Origin of the sequence: Edaphobacter modestus, assembly GCF_004217555.1 — a bacterium.
GTDB lineage: Bacteria > Acidobacteriota > Terriglobia > Terriglobales > Acidobacteriaceae > Edaphobacter > Edaphobacter modestus.
In genome coordinates this window covers 1-21,036 of the sequence record NZ_SHKW01000008.1, presented here as the reverse complement: position 1 = coordinate 21,036, position 21,036 = coordinate 1, and the positions used below count along the sequence as shown (strand labels likewise).

The following is a 21,036-nucleotide window of genomic DNA, read 5'->3' as shown; positions in this document are numbered from 1 at the left end:
GGTCGTCATTGAACTCTCCCAGTTCTAAAATGCGGTTTCCCTAGAAATAAATGAGGCGCCCCTTGAGACGCCCCCATCTCTTGTTTGCTACGCGGTCACCGCGAAAAAATTCGCGGAGCTCTCAATATCGTCAAGCTGCGATACCTTGATCAAGCGATCAAGTTTTTCCTTTACATCAGGACGATCAGCTAACACTTCGTAGTTCCAAAGCGTCGATATCGTTTTCATGTCAAAGACCATGCGGTAGGAAGATCTGGAACCGCAGTACGAATAGGTCTCGAACTGCGACTGGGTGAAGTTGATTGAGTAATATTTCAGGTATGGGAATGCCCGGGTCTGATTGCCCAACTTCTGGGTCGTCAGCGCAATCGCCAGCGTGGTGAAGTTGAAGGATGAGTTAGTGGACTTGATTCCAGCGCGAATCTGGGATCCCAATCCAGATAGCCAGATAGTGAAGGGTGCCAATGCCTCCCCCCCGGTGACTGCGACGCCGAGAATCATTTCGATGAATTTTGTTGCGATCTCGACGCCCTGGATCGTGGTGTCCTGATGCTTTACCACCAATTGAGGGGGGGCCATGAGGGGTAAATGGTTATAGACACTCAGCCACAGACCACTGTCGAACATCAGAGCAGTGTTCTGCTTGGTATTCGCTTGTGTTCTGACATACGAAGAAGCGAGGCCCGTGAGGCTGATCATGTATTGCTTTTGAACATCCAGCGTAGCCTGAACTTTGGGATCGATGTCCTTCACGTCGGCACAGATACAGGATACGAGGCCGGTATCGGTCGAAATGAGCGAGCTTGGCCCTGACGGAGCGACCGGCGGTGCATCCGCTCTAGCGGATGCCAATGCTGGATGAACGCCCTCTTTCCAATAGGAAACGGGGCTGAAGAACTTCTGAGAATTCATGACTTCGATGGCGATGTCTGGCATAACGTGATCTCCACTGGGACGTTGTGTATTGTTGGAAAGCGAAATTGTGGCGACTAGTCCTCGTCTTGGGAAGAAATTAGTCGCGCGGGAGTAAGGCCAGCGGAATTTGCGAGATGGTTCGGTAGCTCAATAGTCCAATTGACTGTTAGGTCAGACGACGATTGGTTTTGACAGCTGAGGGAAAGCTCAATGAAGCCGGATTCGATGGAGTTTCGGGCAGACAACGTAAGTGATGCAGACATGAGTATGTTTCCCTAAGTGATTTGGGTCTGCCGAACCGAATGGAGCTCTGATCGGTCAACCATTATCCGTTATAACAGCCATCAGTTAGCCAGACTCGAGGGTTACATATTGGTAACCGACTGCCGGCTCGGAGTCTGGACGGCTTTGCCCAACTGCTAGAGCAGTGGATTCCAACCGCACCACTACCCGCAATCACATGGATATTCTAATGTCATCAAATACCCACGAATACCCACGCGTGGATGGGACTCTCGCACTCAAGGAAGTCGCCACCAATACACCCACAAACTTGCCACCGAAGGGCCCTCGCCTTGTTCAGTCGGTGCCTCCGGCCACGCCCGCAGCCATTCTTCCGAACCTCGTGGAAATGACAGCGGCAAGGCAGTTTTTCATCGATCTACGGAATGCGAGGCAAGCAACCCCGCCTCCAGCGGTGGCAGAGCAACCGGAAAACCTCTACGAGACTTGCTGTGGGCGGTGTGGTGAATTGATGATCTTCAGAAACCCTCTCACCGACTGGGTAAGAGCCTACTGCGGACGATGTGAAGAGTCAGTCTGGGTTCGATAGCCTCGCCCCAAAAGCAATCTGACATTTATCTCTCTTTCGATGGTTGCCGGTCTAAGCGTAATTGCCACTGCGAATCATTACAGTGCCTTGCGCGTATCGCGCTCTAAACGCGATAGACCAACGCCGCCAGGGAACTGGCGGCGTTCGTCGAAAGGAGGGGTTGTATGTGAAGCGGAAGTCTAGCTTTCGAGGCTGCAATGAAACGTTGCTGTTGGTGATTCGTCTCGTTGCTGCTCTCGTTGCGCTATTGTCGGCAATCAAGCATTTCCTACAATAGTCCACGCATTTCAAACCTGCAATACACCGGGGTCGGCTGTGCAACCAGCTGACTCCGGAAATATCTTAGCACAGGAAGAGAAAGGTTCTAATGTCCCACTCATTGTTCGAGAACGCTGAGATTCTCAGCATGTACACACGAGCCCAGGCAATCGAGGATGGAGTTCTCGTCGATATGACGGCGGAACCATTCGGTGACCTGGCCCGCGAGGCCGGGCTCAAATGGCCCATCACGATGACGTCGACAGCCTTTCACGCGTTCGTTGCTGTCTCCGATACCAAAGGGCATTCCTGCCAGGACATAAAGGGTCGATGGTGGGATGTGGTCTGGATGTTCCGCCGCACACGCCGGGAGATCAGCCCTCTTGAAGCTCGCTGGTCCGTGTGCGTCCGCGATCCCGACGGTCGAGTACGACAGAAGCAACTGAAATGCGTGAGTGGCCCAGCCGACGACGGTGAGCCTTGTCTCACATTCATGCTTCCAGACGAAGACTGAGGCAATGGCGAAGGACGACAAGGTGCACGCGTCTGCGCGGCTCAAAAGGTGAAGGAAATTATGTCAAATTCAAAGATAAAGTACGTCAAGGTTCACGGTTTCACGGGGCGCGGAGCAAACGCGAAGGAAGCAAAGCAGGACGCGATTCGACAGATCGAGTCGCTCAACCAAGGTCACTGGGAGCCCACGATCATTGAGTGGCGTGGCCACTCGGTCCTGGTCTTTCGTGGCCTGAACGGCTGGCAGTCCACCTTCCTACGCCACGACGTGAACGATGTACTCACGATTCGTGGCTACGCGATGGGCGATGGCAGCTATCGAGAGGCTGTCGCTTCGGCTCAGCGTCATGTGGCTGACCTCGGCTTCCTCCCCGGTGAGGAGCCCATCGATACTTTCCCAGACTTCCTGACCGATGAGGGGCAGCGCAAAGACCTCATTTTCACGCGCAAGTGGCGGATGGAGTACAAGACGCTCGTAGATAAAGGATTCTCAGATATCGACGCCCGCCGCATCCTCTCGCGCACAAGCGGGAATACCACCTCAGCGGAAGAGGTACGATCCACCAGTTAAATAGCTTTGAGGCGCCTGTTTTCCTGTTTCAGAATTAAGTGCGAGGTCCGCGGCAGCAGTTTGTTACTTGCCGAATTTCGGCGTGCTGCAGCGGACATTCCCATTATCATTCGATACCGATGATGTTTCGAATCGTGAAGCGTTAATCCGATATGGAAGGACAGGGTTTCCTCCTCGGTTAGCCCCTCCTCCTCTAATGCAAGGAGCCTTCGTACAAGGTGCGACAGGATCCTTCGGTTCTGAGCTTTGCTGAGAAGCTTACAGTACGTCCGAAATGGAATGTCGCATCGTCTTGAGTTGCAAGATCGGCACGCCATCACGATGTTTAGCGGCCAGTTCGTTCCGCCGTAGCCAACCGCTAATAGGTGGTCTTTGGTAGGGGCGACTTTGTCCGAAAAACGAACGTTGCAATAGATGCAACGGTGGTTCTGTAGGGACAGAATCGTACGCACGTCATTCGTAGAATATTTTCCTCCAGCCGACGCCAGGGTCTGTTTGCGCCTGTGTAACCGGTCATATTGGCGTAATGAATTGGTTGCCGAGTAGTATCGATCGCTCTCGACTATCCAAACCGGATAGCCGCACTCACACGCGAGAAATTCTTCACGATCACCTTCAACCGCACAACCATCTGGCCTAAAGAACATTTCACGGAAGCGCAGGCTGCTCATAGCGCCTGAACACTTCATACAACGGGCTTGGCCGAAGAAGTATCTGCGGTAGACGGCTACCAGATGCTGCGGGAAGTCGGACGACTTGGGCAAGTAGTGAACGAAGGCGTAGGTGTCGCTTTTCCCTTTGAATTTTCCATAGATCGTCCAAATGCCACTGTAACAGCCCCATGCTCCTGTTTCGTCCAAGTGCCAGAAATGTGGATCGTAATTTTGCAGATATGCGATTGCTTCTGAAAGTGTGGCGTGATTCTTCACCGTCTCGCAGGAGGCTGTCCTCGAGATCCATCCTTTTCCACTTTTCGTGACGCTGGCATTACATAGATGGCGATACGAATCTCTGCCATTGCGTGTCCAGCCAGCTTCAGTCACTTCGTCAATGAACAACTTATTTCTCCAGCACATTCAGGTCGATCGACCGACTAAGGGTCTCCATCGCCAAAATAATAAACGAGGTTTACATGATAACGGTCCTGAGTTGGGGATTTGGCGTGGAGTCTACCGCGATCCTGGTACGGTGGTTGCTTGAGCCAGAAACCCTGCCCTGTTCGTTGGACGAGCTGATCGTCCTGTCTGCACAGACGGGTGATGAGTATGAGGATACCCGCCAGGACGCGGAGACCTACATCCTCCCTATACTTCGACGATACGGCGTTCGACTTGTTCAGGTAGCTCGTCATGGTCATCTGGAGTCTGATGGCATTACAGTGCTATCGGACACGAGGGAACCCTACCGCCTTCACATCGAGGGAGACTATAAACTCTCGGATGAGCTGCGAGCTGCCGGTACCGTGCCTCAGTTCGGCGGGGAACATATTTGCAGCCTCAAATTCAAAGCTTTTCCGCTGGAATTTTGGCTTCGCGAGCACTTGTCAACGCCGTATTCTCACGCATTCGGTTACTCCGCGGAGGAGCCGAAACGTGTAGCGAAGTGCCAGGCTGCCGAGGCTAAACGAATGGCCTTCGGCTTCAATATTGACGAACATAAGAGAGTTGCACGCGCACGTCAATACGACACTCCATCGAGGGAATCCATCTTTCCACTTGTCGAATGGGGATGGACGAGGGCCGACTGCATTACTATGGTTGAAACTGAATAATAGTTCCGCCTACTCGATGCCGTGATCCAAAGGATTTAAAAGCACTGCCAAGCCTGGTTTGTGCGCCATTTTCGCCTACCACGCTTGCCTAGGTGCCGCCAAGCATCAAGTGTCGTGCGCCAATTCTGCCTACTCCTTAGCTCCAGTTGAGGAGGTAATCGTCAGTTCGCTCTAAATCCCAATACTCATCCACCTGTTTGAATAGCGGGTCGGACAGGTGACGGTAGCCCGGCGCCTGCGGCAATCACATCTCCGGAAAGCCGGTTAATCACTCAAGTGGTTCTGGCGACCAAGAGCATAGCATGGCGATCATCAGTCGCCGATCAGAAAAGCCGGGCGTCTTTGCCCCATCTCATTCAAGATCTGCAGGTCGTACTCAAGGTCGTGTCCCCTGATTGTCTCGAGTCCTCATCTCCCAAGCTCATCGCAGGCCCCCACTTCTGCTTCACTTCTTTAGTCTCGTGATTAAGTACGAGAGATATCGTCGACATACGACTTGACTCGTAATAAGGTTTTGCTCATGAGAAAACGAGCATCCTCGAAAGCGATAACGCCGCTTCCCACCGAAGCTGAGTTATTGATTCTCAACATTCTGTGGACTGCCGGGGCAAGCACAGTTCGCGAGGTCCACAACGCCTTGAGCAACAAACAAATTGGCTATACCACAGTGCTGAAGCAGATGCAGGTGATGGCTGAAAAGGGTCTGCTGCTGCGAAGCGAGCGATTTCGCTCGCATGTGTATGAGGCGCGACTGCCCAAAGAGCGAACCCAGCAGCAACTGGCAAGAAATCTGCTCCACCGAGCCTTCGGTGGCTCTGCGAAGAACCTGGTACTTGGCGCACTTTCGTCACAAAAAGTTTCTCCGGCGGAATTGGCGGATATTCGTAAGATGCTCGATGAGTTCGAGAAAGGGGCGCAATGACTGACATTACTCTATTCCACGCGATGGGCTGGAGTCTGCTGCATCTTTTCTGGCAGGGCGCGCTTGTGGCACTTTTGCTTGCATGTGCTCTTGGCTTGCTGCGCGGACGTTCCGGAAATCGCATAAGGATTATCCCTGACAGCATTGGATGCGCAAAGTCGCTAAGAATGCTGACTGCTTGGGCGAATGATCTAGAATACGTCTCCGAGAAGATTGGAGATCTCAAGAATTTGAAGCGCCTTGATCTCTGCATAAATCCCGGCCTCAAGTTGCCAAATTCGATCATTAATCTTGGGGTCATGGAAGAGATGTATATCGACGAAAACCTTCCCGGACTGACGTCAGAACAGAGGGCTTGGATTAAGCGAAATATGTATCATGATGTTTCTTCGGACTGAAACGGTCTAGGATATATTCCCGTTCTGAGGTATGCCTGCGACACCTTTTGGAAAGGTCATCGTACCGGTCTGATCCCGCATAGACCGATTCGGGCACCTCGGGCGCCGCTAACTCTTCACTCCATCACAAAAACTGGGTGCTCCAAGGTGCCTCGGCTTTTGGGTACTTGGGAACACCTTGGGTCGCACAAAACGCCGACATCGCCTGTATGGATTCTGGGATAGCTCCAAATCGCCAATGAGCTCACCGACAATGGAACGCGAGCCACATGTCTGTATAGTCGGCTATTCGGACAACTGATATAAGGGTTGCGGATGCGCTCCCGCAGAGGGTTGGACATGGCGCTCGGCGCGGCAACTCTGCGACCGTCTTTCGAGGGTGCCGACCTTCCAGGCGCTGACCGAAGGAGACTTCCCGGGTGAATAGCATCACCTCGATCCCAGAAGACCCGAGCACCGCTAATCAGCATCCCTGCCCCGGGGGCGAGTTCAATACGGGCCAATGAGACCCACAAGCCGAGCAACAAATGTGTCGGTCGAGGTCACATGCTCGGCAAGTACGATGTCTTTCAAAACTTTCATCGAATCCGTAAATCGGCGGCGAAACTTTCATTTTACGGGCGCCCGCACTTTCATTTTTGCAGCACAATCGGCCCGTAAGCCGCTGATTCTACGTGGCTAGCGCTTTCATTTTATCCGTCAACGCACAAATGCCGATTATTAGCGTCACTGGTATCCGTCGCCAAGAAAGCACAGCCCGGAGCCGGATGCCCATTGCCGCTGACGATCCAAGGCTGATACGCAAAGGCTACCAAGGGGCAGTCTGGAATCCCATCATCGATTGGAGGATCGAACAGGTCTTCGCAACTATCAAGGAAGCGGGACTGGAGCTTCACGAAGCCTATACACGATATGGAGTCTCTCGCGTGAGTTGCTGTTTCTGCATTATGTCGTCGACCCAAGATTTAGCGGCATCAGCAACCTGCGGGGATAACCAGGCTGTGTACGTGGCGATGGTCGAGCTCGAAGCGGACTCCGCTTTCGCTTTCCAAGGCGGCCGCTGGCTGGCCGACGTCGCACCTCACCTCCTGCCGGCCTCCTTGGTGGACCGCATCGCGAAGGCGAAGGAGTTGGCCGCTGCACGTAATGCAATCGAGGCTGAGATCCCCGAGCACCTCCTCTACACGAAGGGCTGGCCTACCATCATGCCCATTCCCGAGGAGGCGGAACTCATCGCGAGTGTTCGTAAACGGATTTCGGCAATGTTCGGCTTGAACGCTGGCTACCTTTCGGGAGAGTCAGTCTTGTCCCGATACGCGGAACTCGCTGACATGAAAAACAGCAAGGAGAAGGTTCAATGAACTCAAAAACGTTTGACCTACATGGAACCACTCTCACCAGAGACGCTGCGGATCTGCTCCTCGGGTTTTCCCGCGAGGTTATCGCCTTGATCGGTAGTCGAGAGCGCGCCGAGTCTTCGTCCTACACCCAGGGCGAGGAAGATTGCTTGCGCCTCAACGCCGAGGATGCAGCTCACCTTGCATTTCAATTGAATCCCTCCCTGCGGGAGGACGATTCGAAGACTGTTTGGTGGCCTCTTGAGAAGAAAATCGGGCTCCTAAACTGCGGTTCGTACATGTACATGGGATCGAAGGCCGAAAGGTCAGTCATTCACCTGTATAAGCACCGCGAAACCAGAAAATACTTGAATCTCGATGAGTCTGGTCAGTTCTACATGTACGTGCCAACCACCGACGATGCCCGACGCGGCGAGTCTTTCCAGCCAATATCTGACGTCGAAGCGTTTTCTCGCGTTAGTTAGATTCGATCGGATTCTGTTGTTGGCAAGAGTGAAGACGACTAATGCTCGGATAGTCAGTATTTAGTCAGAAAGGAAGGACGAGAAGTATGTGGATGGCGTGTAAAGTTAGCGGGATAGTCGGGACGGTTAGACTAGCGAAGTTCATCAGGGTCGTTCTCGGTCTACTGATCGCCATCATGCTGATGACTCTCGGCGTCTTGGTGCAACGGCATCACAGTCAGGACATCATTGGTATCGTCCTGCTGCCCGTTCTCACAGCGATTCTATTGAGTTCCTACAACTATCTGACCGAGTGGATTGCTACGCAAAGGTGACGGAATGCAGCCGCTTGCTTGAGAAGTTGAAGAAGTTGAGGCAGCAGTGACTTCTCTTTTTATCACCACTAACCCCCACATAAATTGAATGTGTTACCGAGGGCCGCCTGTAACAGCGCGGTCCCTCACTTTATTTGGCAAACCCGTAGAAGACTCTTGGCTTTTTTGTCGATATATAGACCGGCCCCACAGAGTGTCCCGTTCCATACATCTTTGCCTTCGTGGCACTTCAGAAAGGTTCCCCGGATGGCAAACACGAAAGACTCCCAACTGCGCAAACTCGTGTGCGGTTTGGAGTACGAAAACCAAGCGTATCAGGAAGGCGCAACAATAATTGCAGGTCTTGATGAGGTCGGTCGAGGCACCTGGTTTGGACCCGTAACAGCAGCTGCAGTAATTCTGCCCCGAGATTGCCAATTGGAGGGGTTGAGAGACTCCAAACTGGTCTCTCCGCAGAAGCGGAAGCGTATTGCGGAAGAAATCAAAGACCAGGCAATCGCCTGGAGTGTCGCACACGTAGAGGCAGCAGAGATCGATCGGACCAACATCGCAGCAGCTACTCAACTGGCATTTTACGAGGCATTTCATGGTCTGGACGTCGTTCCCGATTTCCTGCTGATCGACGCTATGCTGATAGAAATCGAAATTCCGCAGTTGGCAATTAAGCATGGAGACGCCTTGAGCCGCACCATTGCCGCAGCCAGTATAGTAGCCAAGGTTACCCGCGATGCCTTGATGGAAGAGCTGGACGAACAGTATCCCGGTTATGGCATTAGAGAGCATAAGGGCTACGGAACAGCACTGCACATGCAGGCCCTTCAGAAGTTGGGGCCTTCTCCACTACATCGAATGAGCTTTAGCCCGCTTCGCGGACTAACACGAGCCTTCTCTCTTGCCATTCAAAATGGTTAGGCGCCAAGAAGTTCGTTGCTCTTCACGTCGATACGGTATAGTTTGTATAAGTATGAAGAGGACCGGGAAAACTAAGTGGACAGAAGCGATGCTCCCGACTGTCGCCGAGTTCTTTTCACCTACTGGCCCTTTAGCTCATGCAGGTGGCTTGCTGTTCGAGTATCGACCAGGACAACTCCAAATGGCCTTGCGCGTCGAGAAGTCCCTTCTCGAAGGTCCCCATCTCGTTGTAGAGGCTGGAACGGGCACTGGTAAAACCCTGGCCTATATGTACCCATCTCTTCGGTATTCTCTTCTCACTGGCAAGAGAATCATTATTTCAACCGGGACAAAGGGGCTGCAGGAACAGCTTTTTTACAAAGACGTTCCTTTTCTGGAATCGCTTCTAGGCCCATTTGATATCTGCTACATGAAGGGGAGGTCGAATTATTTGTGTCGTCAAAAGCTGTACGACATCAAACCGGCCTCCCTCACGCCGGATGAAAATCGGGAATACAAAGTCCTGGTGAACTGGGAGAAGAAGACCGAAACCGGGGATAGGGCCGAGATTCCTGCGTTCCCTGAGAAGAGCACGTTATGGCCGCGCGTCGATGCGCGCACCGATGCCTGTATAGGTAAGGAATGTGCCAGTTTCGAGCGCTGCTTCGTCTCCGAAATGCGGTCCCGCGCAGAATCGAGCAATTTGGTGATTATCAATCACCACCTGTTCTTCACCGACCTCGCTATCAAAATGAAGACCGAAGATGCCTCGATCCTTCCGGCCGCACATGCCGTAGTATTCGATGAAGCTCATGAACTCGAGCATGTAGCCTCCGATTGTTTCGGAATTTCTGTCAGCAACCGCAGAATCGGAGATCTGGCGCGTGATATTCGACAGGCAATTGTGGGCACAGCGCGTGCAAACGCGATCGTACAAGCGGCGGCGAGGATGGTGGATCGATTCGCCCTACTTTGCACTGGCCTACCTGGCAAGGTCGAACCCTCTCGGGTGGTCTTCGGTTCGCGCAGCAAATTCCTGCAAGAATACGATGAAACGTACGAAGGCGTCCTTTCCTCAATGAAGTACCTGCACCTGGAGCTTTCTAATCTCGAAGATCTCGAAGGTGCCGAATCCCTCGTTTCTCGGACAAGCCAGTTGTACGGAGAATTACGCTATCTCCTCGAATCGAAGGAAGAGAACGCAGTCTTTTGGGTTGAGAGGCGTCTTGCTGGTCCTGGCGCGCAGATGAACGTTTTCATTCAGGCAACGCCGATTGATGTGGCAGAAACGCTTAGTTCCAGCATATTCGAGAGGTACAACTCGGTTGTGCTGGCCTCCGCCACTCTCGCAGTGCAGAATGGATTTTCACACGTTCGTCGCTCTCTCGGTATCACGGAAGCGGACGAAATGATTGTGCCATCGATCTTTGACTACCAGAAGCAGGCTTTGCTCTACGTTCCGCCAGATATGCCGGACCCGAGAGATCCATCGTTTTTCGAAAGTGCGAAAAAACAGGTGCTAGAACTCCTGAAAATCTCGAAGGGACGGGCATTCTGTCTCTTCACGAGCTATGAGCTCATGCAAAAGATGCACGCGGCGCTCGAAGGCGAGCTTCCCTACCCGATGCTGCTGCACGGCACCATGACACGCAAGGAGCTTCTGGAGAGCTTCAGAACTTCCAAAAACGCCGTTCTATTCGGCACCTCCTCCTTTTGGCAAGGCATCGACGTGCAGGGAGAACAGCTCAGTTGTGTGATTATCGACCGACTCCCATTTTCCGTACCCAGTGATCCCATTCTGCAGGCCCGCGTGAAGGCTATCGAAACCAGGGGCGGCAGCGGATTCTTCGACTATCAGGTTCCGAAGGCCACTATCGCTCTCAAACAAGGATTCGGAAGGCTCATCCGTTCGACGACCGATCGCGGGATTCTCGCGATGCTTGATCCACGCATTCAGCACCCTGGCTACGGTAAGATGTTTACGGAAAGCTTGCCCCCTTATAGAGTCACTAACGAGATCGAGGATCTTCGTACCTTTATGAGTGGATGCGCGGCATAGACGGAATAGAGATGAACCACTGGCCAGAGAAGCTGAGGGCAATACCCAAACAGACGAGACCTCGTGCAAAGCCGACGAAGCGTCGATTGGATAGGGACGTGCCAGATCAGTCTTGGGTGGCCGGCAATTGCAAGGCACAACGCCACACCTCCTGCTTTTCGCTCAGATGCGGATGCATTTGCCACCGTTACGCATCTCGGTAATGTGGTGGCCTTCGCACGGTACGAAACAATCGTGGCCACAAATCCCTTGATCATTTATGGCCAACCACATCAGTTTGTTTACCCGATACCGTGGGAGACTTGAAGAGTGATCTGTAACAAACATGACGCGGGCGGCAAGGTCCTCCTGCCAGTTCCAATCTGGGTTCGTAGCAAGGCGGTCTTTGGTGGACCGAAGGACGAGTATAGATACACCTTAGAGCGAGAATGGGACACTTCCTTGCCTACCGTCATGATCTGCATGATGAATCCTTCCACGGCATCGCCAGCAGTAGACGACCCAACCGTAGCTAAGTGTCGGCGCTATGCCGAAGACTGGGGTTATGGCCGACTCTTGGTCGGCAACACATTTGCTTACCGCGCCACAGATCAGAAGCGTCTGATGATCGTGGCGGATCCAATCGGCCCTGAGAATGATGCACACCTGCAGGCTATGGCTCAACGGGCCTCAATGATAGTGTTCGCCTATGGGAAGCCCCACCGCTCACTCCAGCATAGGGGTCCAACGGTGGCGAGGTTGCTCTCAGATGGCGGTAGACGCCCTCTCCACGTCCTCAAGCTATGCAACGACGGAACACCATCACATCCCCTCTATCAGCGCGGCGATCTCAAACCTTCCCTGTGGGACATCAACCACTTGGTCTGAGACGATTTATGTGCCCCCGAGATATAAATCCTATTCAAAGCGGCCTTGGGCGGCCTTTCCATTTAACCTCTCACTGAAAAGAGAACCATTGTCCAGACTCTCAAAGCAGCTAACCGCGTTGCACGCGCAGGCGTGTGCTCTTCTCCAAAAGGATGTCCTCACGTTCGACGAGCGCGTTTTCGTACTCGATCATTGGCAGGAGGGCGCCAATCACATCAACTCTCTCTCTGTGTAGGTTGCCAAAATAAGTGAAATACTTGATGTTGCATCAAAGAGCTATACGGGCCCTGAACTTACCACGACAATGAACTTTCATGTCACAATACCGCAATAATCCTAAGACGACCGAAAACCTGTTTGCCCAACCGAGTTTGGCTGAAGTCAGAATTCGTCGACCCGGTTTGCCGGTAACTCTGGCCCATTGCGAAGCCGGAGCAGGCTGACGATGTCTCTCAGGCCGGCGTTGTATCCGCAGGCAAGCCAAGCTTCCCATGGCGAAACTAACAGAGAGCGCTACTGGCTACTTACAATGATCTTCCTTCGATTGAGTGCTTCCGAACTTCCCGCCGTGATTGACGGTTTCGAGCACCTTGTCTTGCTCCGAAGTGGAAACGACGCATATAGCGCTTCTCATGGGATCACTGACAATCGCCGGGTTGATCTTGTTATGCGTCATGGCCTCGAAGTTAGGTCCACCGTGAAATTGCGTGCCAAACACTTGAGGCTGCCAAATCGATAGAAGGTACCGATCCAGCGTGGCTGCGGAAAGCCACCGGGCTTCTTTGCTGCCTAGTGCAACCGCATCCATCGCGAGCACATGAGCTTCCAAGTATTCATCGGGATTTTGGCCATGCTGAAAGATCATTGCCGCATGAAAGTAGTCATTCCCGGTACGAACTCCGCCGGCGGAGAGCATCCGACGGAGATCATTCCTCCGTTGTTCATCGTCTTTCGTCAGTTTCGCCCAGTCGATGTGATCGCCCTCTCTCGCCTTCTGATCAACTGTGAACATTTCGGTCAATGTCGCATTGTCCGAGACAGACGAGGGCGAGTTGTTGATCGAGCTGGCTTGAGCCTGGAGGCAGGATGGGACTAGGGATAGGAGCAGTACAAGGGTTAGGCGCATAGCGGCACAAGTATACCGGGATGACAGTGACGGCGGGCGCTAAAACGGCTCGTTTCCCTAAAACGGGGCGGGCTCAACGGTCGATGCAACACTGGCTTGCAGTTTACTCGCCGGGGTTTGAAAAGCCCAAGGTCTCTCGCGGGCGTTGATTGAGGCGCAGGGCTACCTTGTTGAGATCGGCTTGCGAGTAGACGGACAAGTCTGTCCTCTTAGGGAAGTACTGTCTCAGTAGGCCGTTGGTATTTTCATTGGTGCCGCGCTGCCAGGGACTCTGTGGATCACAGAAGTAGACCTTTACATCCGTGTCCACCGTGAAGCTCTTGTGTTTGCCATCTCGTGTCCCCGGTCCCAGGTCAACGAGCGCCGCAGGGTCGCGGGGAGCTTAGGCACGTGCTTGCTCAGCGCGGCGACAACCGTCGTAGTGTCTTTGCTGGGCACTTTGATGAGCATGACGAAACGCGAATGACGTTCCACCAGGGTTGCGATATGACTGTTTTTGCTGCCTGCGAGCAGGCCGCCCTCCCAATGACCGGGAGCAGCGCGGTCTGCAACCTCCGCAGGTCTTTCGAATGATTCCTTCCGTATTGTCGACCACACGGGGGTAGTAGCCACATCCAACCGAAAACCTCCGTTAAGGATTTTGATCTGACCCTCATTCAGGGGGAAACCAGGCCTCGGGGCGGCAAAGAACTGTTACGACCGGATCTGCTTAAACTCTTCGAACGTCAGATTTTCGAATGTTTGTCATTCACGGCGAAGCGCCACCATGGGATCGACCTGTGCCGCTCGGCGCGCCGGAAGATAGCCAGCTATGATGGAAACCAGCATCAGCGCGACGACGGACCCAAGAAGGCTGGCTGTGTCTGTGCCACGAAGACCGAAGAGCAGGTTCGCGACAACGCGGCTTCCGGCGAGTGTAACGGGAGCTCCCACGGCGATGCCGATGGCTGCCAGCAGGACGATCTCGCGCATCACGAGCCAGCGCACATTGGCGCGTGTTGCACCGATGGCGATGCGAATGCCGATCTCGTTGGTGCGCCTGCTCACCATGTACGACATCAGGCCATAGATGCCGATGCAGGAGAGAAAGACGGCGAGAAGACCGAAGAAGGCCGATAGCTGCGCGACCAGGCGCTGGTTGGTGATGGTGCGCGAGACCTGCTCGTCGACCGTGGTGACGCGGCTGATAGGCAGGTTGCGGTTGACGATGTGAATTGCCCGCTGCACCTCATTCGAGACTGTATTGAAGTCGCCTTCGTAGCGCACGGCGAGCGTTCCGTAGACCCAAGGGTGCTGCGGATTCGGGATGTAGTCAACGTACTGAGGCTTCTCCTCCAAATCGAAGATTTTGACGTCTTTGACGATGCCGATGACTTCTACGTCGGTATCAGGCAACGGGTCCCATCCCGTGTAGTAGTGACGGCCAATTGGATTGATGCCTGCGGGAAACAAGTCTTTCGCCATGCGCTTGCTGATGATCGCGACGCGCTGTGAGGTGGCCGTATCCTGCGGGCCGAACGTGCGACCGGCCAGCAGAGGGATCTGCATCGTGGAGAAGTAGCCGTTGCCGATGACGTTGTGCTTGATATTGACGTTTTCGTCGACATTTATACCCGCAACATGAATGCCGGTCATCCAGGCTCCCTGGGCGAAGATAAACGAGGCGAAGCTCGCGGCTTTCACGCCAGGCATCGAACTCACGCTCTGCTCGATCTGCTGAAACATCGCAATCATGCGCGGATCCCCGCCTCCAAGTCCCGTGACGTTCGAGTCAATCACCACTCGAAGCACACCTTTGCGAGCGAAGCCGGTATCAACATTGTTGAGATTTTGCAGGCTGCGGATAAACAGGATCGCTCCGACCATCAGCACGAGCGAAAGCGCAACCTGAGTAACGATGAGCGCCTTGCCGAGAGGACTGCGCGATGTGCTGCTTGCACCACCGCGACCATCTTTCAGGGCATCCGTCAATTCAACACGCGTACTGCGCAAAGCGGGAATGCTGCCGAAGAGGATGGCAGTAGCTACCGTGACCGCGAAGCTGAAGAAAAGAAGTCGCGTGTTGATCGAGATGTCGAGAGGGATCATGTCACCTCCGCCGGAGATCATGCGAAGCAGCAGCTTGTCGGCGAAGGCAGCGAAGACCAGCCCAAGTAAGCCACCGGTGATAGCAAGCACCAGGCTCTCGGTGAGCAACTGTCGCACAATTCTTATGCGGCGCGCGCCCAGGGCCTGGCGTACCGCAAGCTCTCGCGCTCTCGCGGTCGAACGCGCAAGCAGAAGATTCGCAATGTTGGCGCAGGCGATCAGCAGGACGAGTGCTGTAATCCCCATCAGTATCTTCAGCGGCTCAGAGAATCTGCCGCGCAAGGAAGAGAGGCCCTTCGCGATCGGCGTCAGCACGACGTGTGCGTTGCGAAGGTGTTCGACGTTTCTCGGATTCAGGTCGCCGTCAGGGAACGCACGAGTGATCTGCTGGTACACCAGGTTAACATTTGAAGTTGCCTGTTCGAGAGAGACGCCGGGCTTCAAGCGTCCCATGAGGTAGCTCGCTTGGAAGAAGTTGTTCTTGTATCCATTCCATCCCCCAGGTATCGACTTCATCATCGACATCGGAACCCAGATGTCGGGCGCCTCCCCGACTGAGGTTCCGAAGAACTCAGGTGGGGCAACCCCCACAATCTGGAACATGATGGTGCCGAGCTTGATCTTCCTGTTCAGCACTGCAGGATCGCCGGCCAGGCCACGCTTCCACCACGCATAGCTGATAACAGCGACAGGATGATCGCCCTCGGAGTTGTCGTCGTCGTCGCTGAGTGACCTGCCTATCAAGGGCTGAACGCCGAGCGTCGAAAAGTAGGTTCCGGAGACGACCTGCGCGCGCATCAGTTCGGTCGCATCGCGGCTATCGATTGTGGCGTGAATGTTGCTGCTCATGCTATAGATTGCGGCGACGTCGGAGAAGACCGCGTTCTTCTGCTGGAACTGGCGATAGAACGGATAGGAGTACAGCGTGGTCGAACCGTACCTGTCGGTGACGCCTCCCTCATTTCCTTCGCCCAGAAGAACCAGTTGCGTGGGTTCCTTCACCGGAAGCGAGCGAAGCATGATCGCATCGAGAAAGCTGAAGATCGCGGTGTTCGCGCCGATTCCGAGCGCAAGCGAGAGCAGCGCCACCAGCGTCAGCGCAGGGCTGCGAAACATTGATCGCACGCCGTAGCGCACATCCTGCGTCAGGCTTTCAAGCCAACTCCATCCCCACGCACGATAGCTGGTCTCTCTGAGGGAAGCCGCATTCCCGAAGCTGCGATACGCCGCGCCGCGGGCGCCCTCAGGAGACATCCCTGAGTCGACGTACTTCTTTTCGCGAAGCTCCCTGTGTAGCCGCATCTCCTCGTCGAGATCGTCCTGATACTGCTTGCCGCGGAACAGCATCTTCACGCGTCGAATTGCTTCGTTGAAGAACATGGCAGCTTCTCCCTTATGCCGTCTGCACAACGCGATTGATCGCGCCAAAGACCCGCTCGAACTGTGAAAGTTCATGAACAAGCTGCTTGCGGCCGACGGCGGTTAGCTTGTAGTAGCGGGCGCGCCGATTGCCGGCGGTCACGCCCCACTCCGCCGTCACCCATCCCTTAACCAGCATGCGTTGCAGTGCGGGGTACAACGATCCCTCTTCCACCTGAAGAATGTCCTCGGAGCTCTGCTGGATGGAGTCTGCCATCTCGTAACCATGCAGAGGGCCATGAAGCGAGAGGGTCTTTAGAATAAGCATAGAGAGCGTTCCCGGCGGTATCTCATCGCGTTTCATCAGCGGCACCTCAACGTTCTTCCTTGGCATAGGTTGTCTATGCCATAAATAATAGGTGCCATAGACAGGCTATGGCACCTTTCGGTCAAAATTATCACTTCATATTCCTGATCAGCATCGGGAGTCTGCCTATGGGGAGGAGTGGATACGCTGAACCATGGGCATCCACCCTGCATCTCGGCATACAATCAGACTGCGCAGAATACAGTTACTGCGCACTTTCCAGCAGGAAATCGGCCCTTATGGCGCGACAGAGCGGCTCAAAAACGCATTAAAGTGCGTAGTAATTGCCGAAGGCGCAGTTTCCCCCGGTGGGGGTTGGCCGAGATTGTTTTCCTTAACGGAGGTTTTCGGTTAGATGTGGCTACTACCCCACACGGGAGTTCTCACTAAACGCTGCGCCGTTACCCAAGACCTTGCTGCTTATCATGGCCATGGGGAGTTGTGGCACCTGTAGCCTCAAAGGGTAGAAGCCGACCCCGAAGACGCTTCGAGGGTCGGCTTTCGGCTTTCTCGGTGGAACAACTTGTCCGACACGCTCACTGGCGGTCGTAGACAGCGGCGAACTTTTCGCTGGTGCCGATCATGCTGCCGGTTTGCATCAAGGTCTTACCGTCGTCCGAAACGGTGAAGGCTATCTTGAAGATCGACTTGCTGTGTTGTTTGCCCGTCACGTCGAAAGATCGCAGGCTGGTCTTCTCAATGGCCAACGTCATAGCGGGCTGTACAACGGGACCGGTCACCGGATAGTCCTTGCCATCGAATTTCGCTTCGCAACCTTCCTTGTCGTCCGGAAACCGGATCGCAAGGCCATCAGCGCCAGAAGGCGCCAGTTCCACGACGCGTGGCATTCTCGGTGGGTTCTTCGTCTTCCAAATTCCCACCAGCCCGGTGCCGCCGGAGGCCCGCGAATAGACTGTCGTTCGATGGAACGTTCCGCTTGTCTGCTTCGGTCCCGTTTCGTTCGTCGTCAGGTCTTGCCGTCCGCTGAAAGTGTGGTCGTCGTCGTGTTGATCAACTTACCGTCCTGCTTGATCGCGATCTCCCAAGTCAAGCCGCCGATCTGCTTCCACGCGGACGTTACCCCGAACAGCGAGGTGTAGTCCTTTCCGTCCATCTGAAACGTATACGACTGGCCCATGGCCGTAAACTTCATCTCGCCGGAAGCGGTTTGCGTGTACATCACAGTAGTTTCCCCAAAATCGCTCCTCGCCAGATGGGATCGGCGGCTCCGTCCGACTGAGCTGAGGCTGCGATTCCGCTCGCAAGGCAAACCGCTGCTGCGATGATTAGCTTCCTTAGCATCTTCTTTAGCGACTCCTTTGTTAGTTCTGGCGCGCCACAGTCGCCCACTGAACATGAGAGTGCACTTCGACTGCTAGCAGTCATCAAAGCACGTCGTGCACCAGATGGAAGTGATTTCAAGACATTGAAACGAATCGCGCTAGAGATGGGATGGTTCAAGGTTCGGTGTCTATTTCTGCGACAGAGCGTCCAATAACGAACATGTGCCGCACCCATGAGTACGATTAGTCGCCCTATCTTTAATGATTTCGGCCGGATAACGGGTAAACCGCAAGAAATCCCGTTGGGCCCGCAAAGTCCCGCTTATCGGCAACTTCAGTTCTGTAATTTCCGATGTCCAATGTTCAAGTGTTGGGACAGGACGACCACAGCACTTGATTGCCAGGGAGATACCCAACCGTGATGTAGATTCGGGTGGATACTTGTGCTCGCGGCCTTGACTAAGACTCTCGTTGTTTTGAAGCCGTTTTGAGAAGTCGCAGCGCAGAGCGGGGTGTGGACTGTGAGGATGATGGGAACGGGATTGACAAAATTAGTTAGGCATATTTACTCTAGGCCTGCTAGAAATAGGGGTGAAAGTCTATGCAAAAGCCGCGAGATCTATTTCCGGGAGCTTTAGAGATGATGATTCTCCGTTCGTTGAAGGTGAAGCCAATGCATGGGTATGCATTGGTGCAACACATTCAACAGACCTCAGAAGACCTATTGAATGTGGAAGAAGGGTCGTTGTATCCAGCATTGCAGCGCATGTTGAAGGCAGGCTGGCTGGATGCGCTGTGGCAGACCTCTTCGACGAATCGGCGTGTGAGGACGTACAGCATTACAGCTGCGGGTAAGAAGCATCTGGTTGAAGAGACGTCGAGGTTCGAGGCGATGCTGAAGGGCATTCAATTGGTTTTGGCGAACTGAGGAGCAGGCGAGTGATGAGGTGGTTCCGGAATAATCGGCACTCGACGGCGGAAGAGCTCCGGGAGGAGATGGAGTCTCATGTGCTTGAGAAGGCAGAGGCGTTTGAGCTTGAAGGGATGTCTCCACATGAGGCGCTCAAAGCTGCACGCCGTTCGTTCGGGAATCAGGCCCTGTTGCAGGACCACGCGCAAGAGATCTGGGAGAATCGCCTTCTAAGCCCGATCTTAACAAACTTCAGATTTGCGTTCGCCCAGCTGAAGAGAGCTCCTGTTTTTGTAGGCACTGCAATCTTGATCCTTAGCCTGGGAATCGGCGCGAATACGGCGATCTTCACCGTCCTGTACCAGGCGATCTTTCGCACTCTTCCAGTGCACAATCCGGAGGGTCTTGTATTTGTAACAATGACAGGCCCGAAGTATCCGGCGCGGGGACTGGGGCTGTCGTATCCGCTGCTCTCTAATCTTGCATCGAGGCATACAGATCTGGAGAGTGTTTCGGGGTGGGTGCACGATCGCGTGATGGCGCCGGATGAGGAGGATCACGAACGCAGCCTGAGCGCGATGCTTGTGACAGACAATGCATTCGATGTACTGGGGGTCCGGCCAGAGAGGGGTCGGTTGTTAACGCCCGAGGATAACGAGCAGGAACATCCTCCCGTGTGGCCCGTGGTATTGAGCTACAACTTCTGGAGCGCAAAGTATCATCGGGACCCTGCGGCGATCGGCGAACGCATAACGATCTCAGGGCAGCAAGCGCAGATTGTGGGAGTGACACCCTCGGGATTCGAGGGCATCACGCCGAACGTGCCCACGCAGATGTACATCCCGATGGCATTTCTCAACATACAAGGAGATGCAGGAAGAGAAGACCCGCTACATGCTGAGGATCTTTTTGGATTTACGACTGTGGGACGCCTACGTGAAGGCGTGACTCTGAAAGAGGCGAATGCACATCTTCAGGAGACCACAGCTAAGTGGTTGCGGCATGAGTTACAACCTTATGTTTCTCGTCATCCGGCGATTGAGGGGATGAGTCTCTGGATGACAAGCGCAAGCCGTGGGCAGCAAGCCCTGGAGGATTATGGCAGCACTCTCACCTTGCTTCAGGTGCTGATGATGAGTGCGCTGGTGTTCTGCTGCATCAACGTGGCGGGACTGCAGCTTGCGAGAACGCTGGAGAGGTCTCACGAGTTTGCGGTGCGGGTTGCGCTGGGAGCGAATCGGAGCCATCTGGTGCGACAGTGCTTGATGGAAGCACTGATTGTCGCGGTTGGCGGAGCTGCGCTGGCGCTTCCGATCACCTTTGCGGGCACCCATATGCTCTCGAACTTTCTAACAAAGCCGGGCGCAGGTGAGATTGTGGTGTTGCATCCGGATTGGAGGATGTTCGCTGTTGCAGGTATCTTTACGGTGTTGTGCACGGTCGTGGTGGGGATTGTGCCGGTGCTGTTCGCGACGAACGCGAATCCGGCTTCAGTGTTGAAGGCGAAGTCGAGCATGAAGCGACAGCCGGCCATTGCGAGCAAGGTTTTACTGGCGGCGCAGATTGCCGTGACGTTTCTGTTGTTGACGACTGCGAGCTTCTACTGGCGCACGCTCCGGCAGATCTACGGAGAAGATTTAGGGTACAACCCGAAACATGTGACCGAGGTCGCCGCAGAGTTCCAGCGAATGCAGAAGCCGGAAGAGATTATGAGCACGTATAGGCGGATGCTGCACCAGTTGAATGCGCACAAGGACATATCCTCTGCCA

21 protein-coding genes and 1 pseudogene are annotated in these 21,036 nt (G+C 54.2%); 14 read left to right on the top strand and 8 right to left on the bottom strand.

Translation table 11 applies throughout. The features are described 5' to 3' along the window. Positions 1-87 precede the first annotated feature (87 nt). Complete coding sequence (locus BDD14_RS30550; protein ID WP_130425270.1) at positions 88-936, bottom strand: hypothetical protein; 849 nt, start codon at positions 934-936, stop codon at positions 88-90. 1,178 nt (positions 937-2,114) lie between these two features. Here BDD14_RS30550 and BDD14_RS30545 point away from each other — a divergent pair. Further along, positions 2,115-2,519: a DUF6573 family protein gene (locus BDD14_RS30545; protein WP_207231948.1), complete on the top strand. Its 405-nt coding sequence runs from the start codon at positions 2,115-2,117 to the stop codon at positions 2,517-2,519. Between the two features lie 60 nt (positions 2,520-2,579). After that, the gene (locus BDD14_RS30540; RefSeq protein WP_130425268.1) at positions 2,580-3,089 is read left to right on the top strand and encodes a hypothetical protein; all 510 of its coding nucleotides are present in this window, start codon (positions 2,580-2,582) and stop codon (positions 3,087-3,089) included. On the opposite strand, the gene BDD14_RS30535 is transcribed toward BDD14_RS30540, so the two are convergent. Beyond that, a complete protein-coding gene (locus tag BDD14_RS30535; protein ID WP_165420445.1) occupies positions 3,086-4,147 on the bottom strand; it encodes an HNH endonuclease in 1,062 nt (353 codons plus the stop codon). The genes BDD14_RS30540 and BDD14_RS30535 overlap by 4 nt on opposite strands. A gap of 74 nt (positions 4,148-4,221) precedes the next feature. Between BDD14_RS30535 and BDD14_RS30530 the strand changes: the two genes are divergently transcribed. The 10 genes from BDD14_RS30530 (at position 4,222) to BDD14_RS32210 (ending at position 12,368) form a co-directional block, all read left to right on the top strand. Next, positions 4,222-4,860 carry a hypothetical protein gene (locus BDD14_RS30530; RefSeq protein WP_130425264.1) on the top strand — a complete coding sequence of 213 codons (639 nt, stop codon included), beginning with the start codon at positions 4,222-4,224 and terminating at the stop codon, positions 4,858-4,860. Between the two features lie 520 nt (positions 4,861-5,380). Next, on the top strand, positions 5,381-5,782 hold the full coding sequence (locus BDD14_RS30525) for a BlaI/MecI/CopY family transcriptional regulator (RefSeq protein WP_130425262.1): 402 nt from the start codon (positions 5,381-5,383) through the stop codon (positions 5,780-5,782). Then, positions 5,779-6,180, top strand: a complete 402-nt coding sequence (locus BDD14_RS30520) for a leucine-rich repeat domain-containing protein (RefSeq protein ID WP_130425260.1) — start codon at positions 5,779-5,781, stop codon at positions 6,178-6,180. The genes BDD14_RS30525 and BDD14_RS30520 overlap by 4 nt, the downstream gene beginning before the upstream one ends. A gap of 710 nt (positions 6,181-6,890) precedes the next feature. After that, positions 6,891-7,541 (top strand): phosphoadenosine phosphosulfate reductase domain-containing protein, encoded by a 651-nt coding sequence (locus BDD14_RS30515; protein ID WP_130425258.1) that lies wholly within the window; start codon positions 6,891-6,893, stop codon positions 7,539-7,541. Then, positions 7,538-8,002, top strand: coding sequence for a hypothetical protein (locus BDD14_RS30510; protein WP_130425256.1), 465 nt, complete (start codon positions 7,538-7,540; stop codon positions 8,000-8,002). The genes BDD14_RS30515 and BDD14_RS30510 overlap by 4 nt, the downstream gene beginning before the upstream one ends. Positions 8,003-8,094: 92 nt before the next feature. After that, the gene (locus BDD14_RS30505) at positions 8,095-8,316 is read left to right on the top strand and encodes a hypothetical protein (protein WP_130425254.1); all 222 of its coding nucleotides are present in this window, start codon (positions 8,095-8,097) and stop codon (positions 8,314-8,316) included. A 246-nt stretch (positions 8,317-8,562) separates the two neighbouring features. Beyond that, complete coding sequence (locus tag BDD14_RS30500) at positions 8,563-9,228, top strand: ribonuclease HII (protein ID WP_130425252.1); 666 nt, start codon at positions 8,563-8,565, stop codon at positions 9,226-9,228. Between the two features lie 52 nt (positions 9,229-9,280). Then, positions 9,281-11,266, top strand: coding sequence for a DNA repair helicase YoaA (gene yoaA, locus BDD14_RS30495; RefSeq protein WP_130425250.1), 1,986 nt, complete (start codon positions 9,281-9,283; stop codon positions 11,264-11,266). Positions 11,267-11,575: 309 nt separating this feature from the next. After that, positions 11,576-12,133, top strand: a complete 558-nt coding sequence (locus BDD14_RS34960) for a DUF1643 domain-containing protein (protein WP_130425248.1) — start codon at positions 11,576-11,578, stop codon at positions 12,131-12,133. An 88-nt stretch (positions 12,134-12,221) separates the two neighbouring features. After that, positions 12,222-12,368: a hypothetical protein gene (locus tag BDD14_RS32210; RefSeq protein ID WP_165420444.1), complete on the top strand. Its 147-nt coding sequence runs from the start codon at positions 12,222-12,224 to the stop codon at positions 12,366-12,368. Between the two features lie 285 nt (positions 12,369-12,653). Here the strand turns inward: BDD14_RS32210 and BDD14_RS30485 are convergent, their stop codons facing one another. The 6 genes and pseudogenes from BDD14_RS30485 to BDD14_RS30460 form a co-directional block, all read right to left on the bottom strand. Further along, the gene (locus BDD14_RS30485) at positions 12,654-13,145 is read right to left on the bottom strand and encodes a hypothetical protein (protein ID WP_130425246.1); all 492 of its coding nucleotides are present in this window, start codon (positions 13,143-13,145) and stop codon (positions 12,654-12,656) included. A gap of 217 nt (positions 13,146-13,362) precedes the next feature. After that, a pseudogene (locus tag BDD14_RS30480) lies at positions 13,363-13,826 on the bottom strand (IS30 family transposase); the annotation flags it as partial. Between the two features lie 177 nt (positions 13,827-14,003). Next, on the bottom strand, positions 14,004-16,727 hold the full coding sequence (locus BDD14_RS30475; protein ID WP_130425244.1) for an ABC transporter permease: 2,724 nt from the start codon (positions 16,725-16,727) through the stop codon (positions 14,004-14,006). Between the two features lie 13 nt (positions 16,728-16,740). Then, the gene (locus BDD14_RS30470; RefSeq protein ID WP_130425242.1) at positions 16,741-17,070 is read right to left on the bottom strand and encodes a PadR family transcriptional regulator; all 330 of its coding nucleotides are present in this window, start codon (positions 17,068-17,070) and stop codon (positions 16,741-16,743) included. A 539-nt stretch (positions 17,071-17,609) separates the two neighbouring features. Next, on the bottom strand, positions 17,610-17,909 hold the full coding sequence (locus BDD14_RS30465; RefSeq protein WP_130425240.1) for a hypothetical protein: 300 nt from the start codon (positions 17,907-17,909) through the stop codon (positions 17,610-17,612). 131 nt (positions 17,910-18,040) lie between these two features. Further along, positions 18,041-18,253 (bottom strand): hypothetical protein, encoded by a 213-nt coding sequence (locus tag BDD14_RS30460; protein ID WP_130425238.1) that lies wholly within the window; start codon positions 18,251-18,253, stop codon positions 18,041-18,043. 704 nt (positions 18,254-18,957) lie between these two features. Here BDD14_RS30460 and BDD14_RS30455 point away from each other — a divergent pair. Together BDD14_RS30455 and BDD14_RS30450 are read left to right on the top strand one after the other, a co-directional pair. Then, complete coding sequence (locus BDD14_RS30455; protein ID WP_130425236.1) at positions 18,958-19,284, top strand: PadR family transcriptional regulator; 327 nt, start codon at positions 18,958-18,960, stop codon at positions 19,282-19,284. Positions 19,285-19,298: 14 nt separating this feature from the next. Beyond that, a partial coding sequence (locus BDD14_RS30450) for an ABC transporter permease (RefSeq protein WP_165420443.1) occupies positions 19,299-21,036 on the top strand: 1,738 nt, incomplete at its 3' end.

Coding starts and splice junctions, on each gene's coding strand:
- yoaA (WP_130425250.1), top strand. CDS start 9,281: ATGAAGAGGACCGGGAAAACTAAGTGGACAGAAGCGATGCTCCCGACT.
- BDD14_RS30475 (WP_130425244.1), bottom strand. CDS start 16,727: ATGTTCTTCAACGAAGCAATTCGACGCGTGAAGATGCTGTTCCGCGGC.
- BDD14_RS30525 (WP_130425262.1), top strand. CDS start 5,381: ATGAGAAAACGAGCATCCTCGAAAGCGATAACGCCGCTTCCCACCGAA.
- BDD14_RS30460 (WP_130425238.1), bottom strand. CDS start 18,253: ATGTACACGCAAACCGCTTCCGGCGAGATGAAGTTTACGGCCATGGGC.
- BDD14_RS30500 (WP_130425252.1), top strand. CDS start 8,563: ATGGCAAACACGAAAGACTCCCAACTGCGCAAACTCGTGTGCGGTTTG.
- BDD14_RS30485 (WP_130425246.1), bottom strand. CDS start 13,145: ATGTTCACAGTTGATCAGAAGGCGAGAGAGGGCGATCACATCGACTGG.
- BDD14_RS30520 (WP_130425260.1), top strand. CDS start 5,779: ATGACTGACATTACTCTATTCCACGCGATGGGCTGGAGTCTGCTGCAT.
- BDD14_RS30550 (WP_130425270.1), bottom strand. CDS start 936: ATGCCAGACATCGCCATCGAAGTCATGAATTCTCAGAAGTTCTTCAGC.
- BDD14_RS30470 (WP_130425242.1), bottom strand. CDS start 17,070: ATGAAACGCGATGAGATACCGCCGGGAACGCTCTCTATGCTTATTCTA.
- BDD14_RS30455 (WP_130425236.1), top strand. CDS start 18,958: ATGCAAAAGCCGCGAGATCTATTTCCGGGAGCTTTAGAGATGATGATT.
- BDD14_RS30515 (WP_130425258.1), top strand. CDS start 6,891: ATGCCGATTATTAGCGTCACTGGTATCCGTCGCCAAGAAAGCACAGCC.
- BDD14_RS30540 (WP_130425268.1), top strand. CDS start 2,580: ATGTCAAATTCAAAGATAAAGTACGTCAAGGTTCACGGTTTCACGGGG.
- BDD14_RS30505 (WP_130425254.1), top strand. CDS start 8,095: ATGGCGTGTAAAGTTAGCGGGATAGTCGGGACGGTTAGACTAGCGAAG.
- BDD14_RS30510 (WP_130425256.1), top strand. CDS start 7,538: ATGAACTCAAAAACGTTTGACCTACATGGAACCACTCTCACCAGAGAC.
- BDD14_RS30545 (WP_207231948.1), top strand. CDS start 2,115: ATGTCCCACTCATTGTTCGAGAACGCTGAGATTCTCAGCATGTACACA.
- BDD14_RS30530 (WP_130425264.1), top strand. CDS start 4,222: ATGATAACGGTCCTGAGTTGGGGATTTGGCGTGGAGTCTACCGCGATC.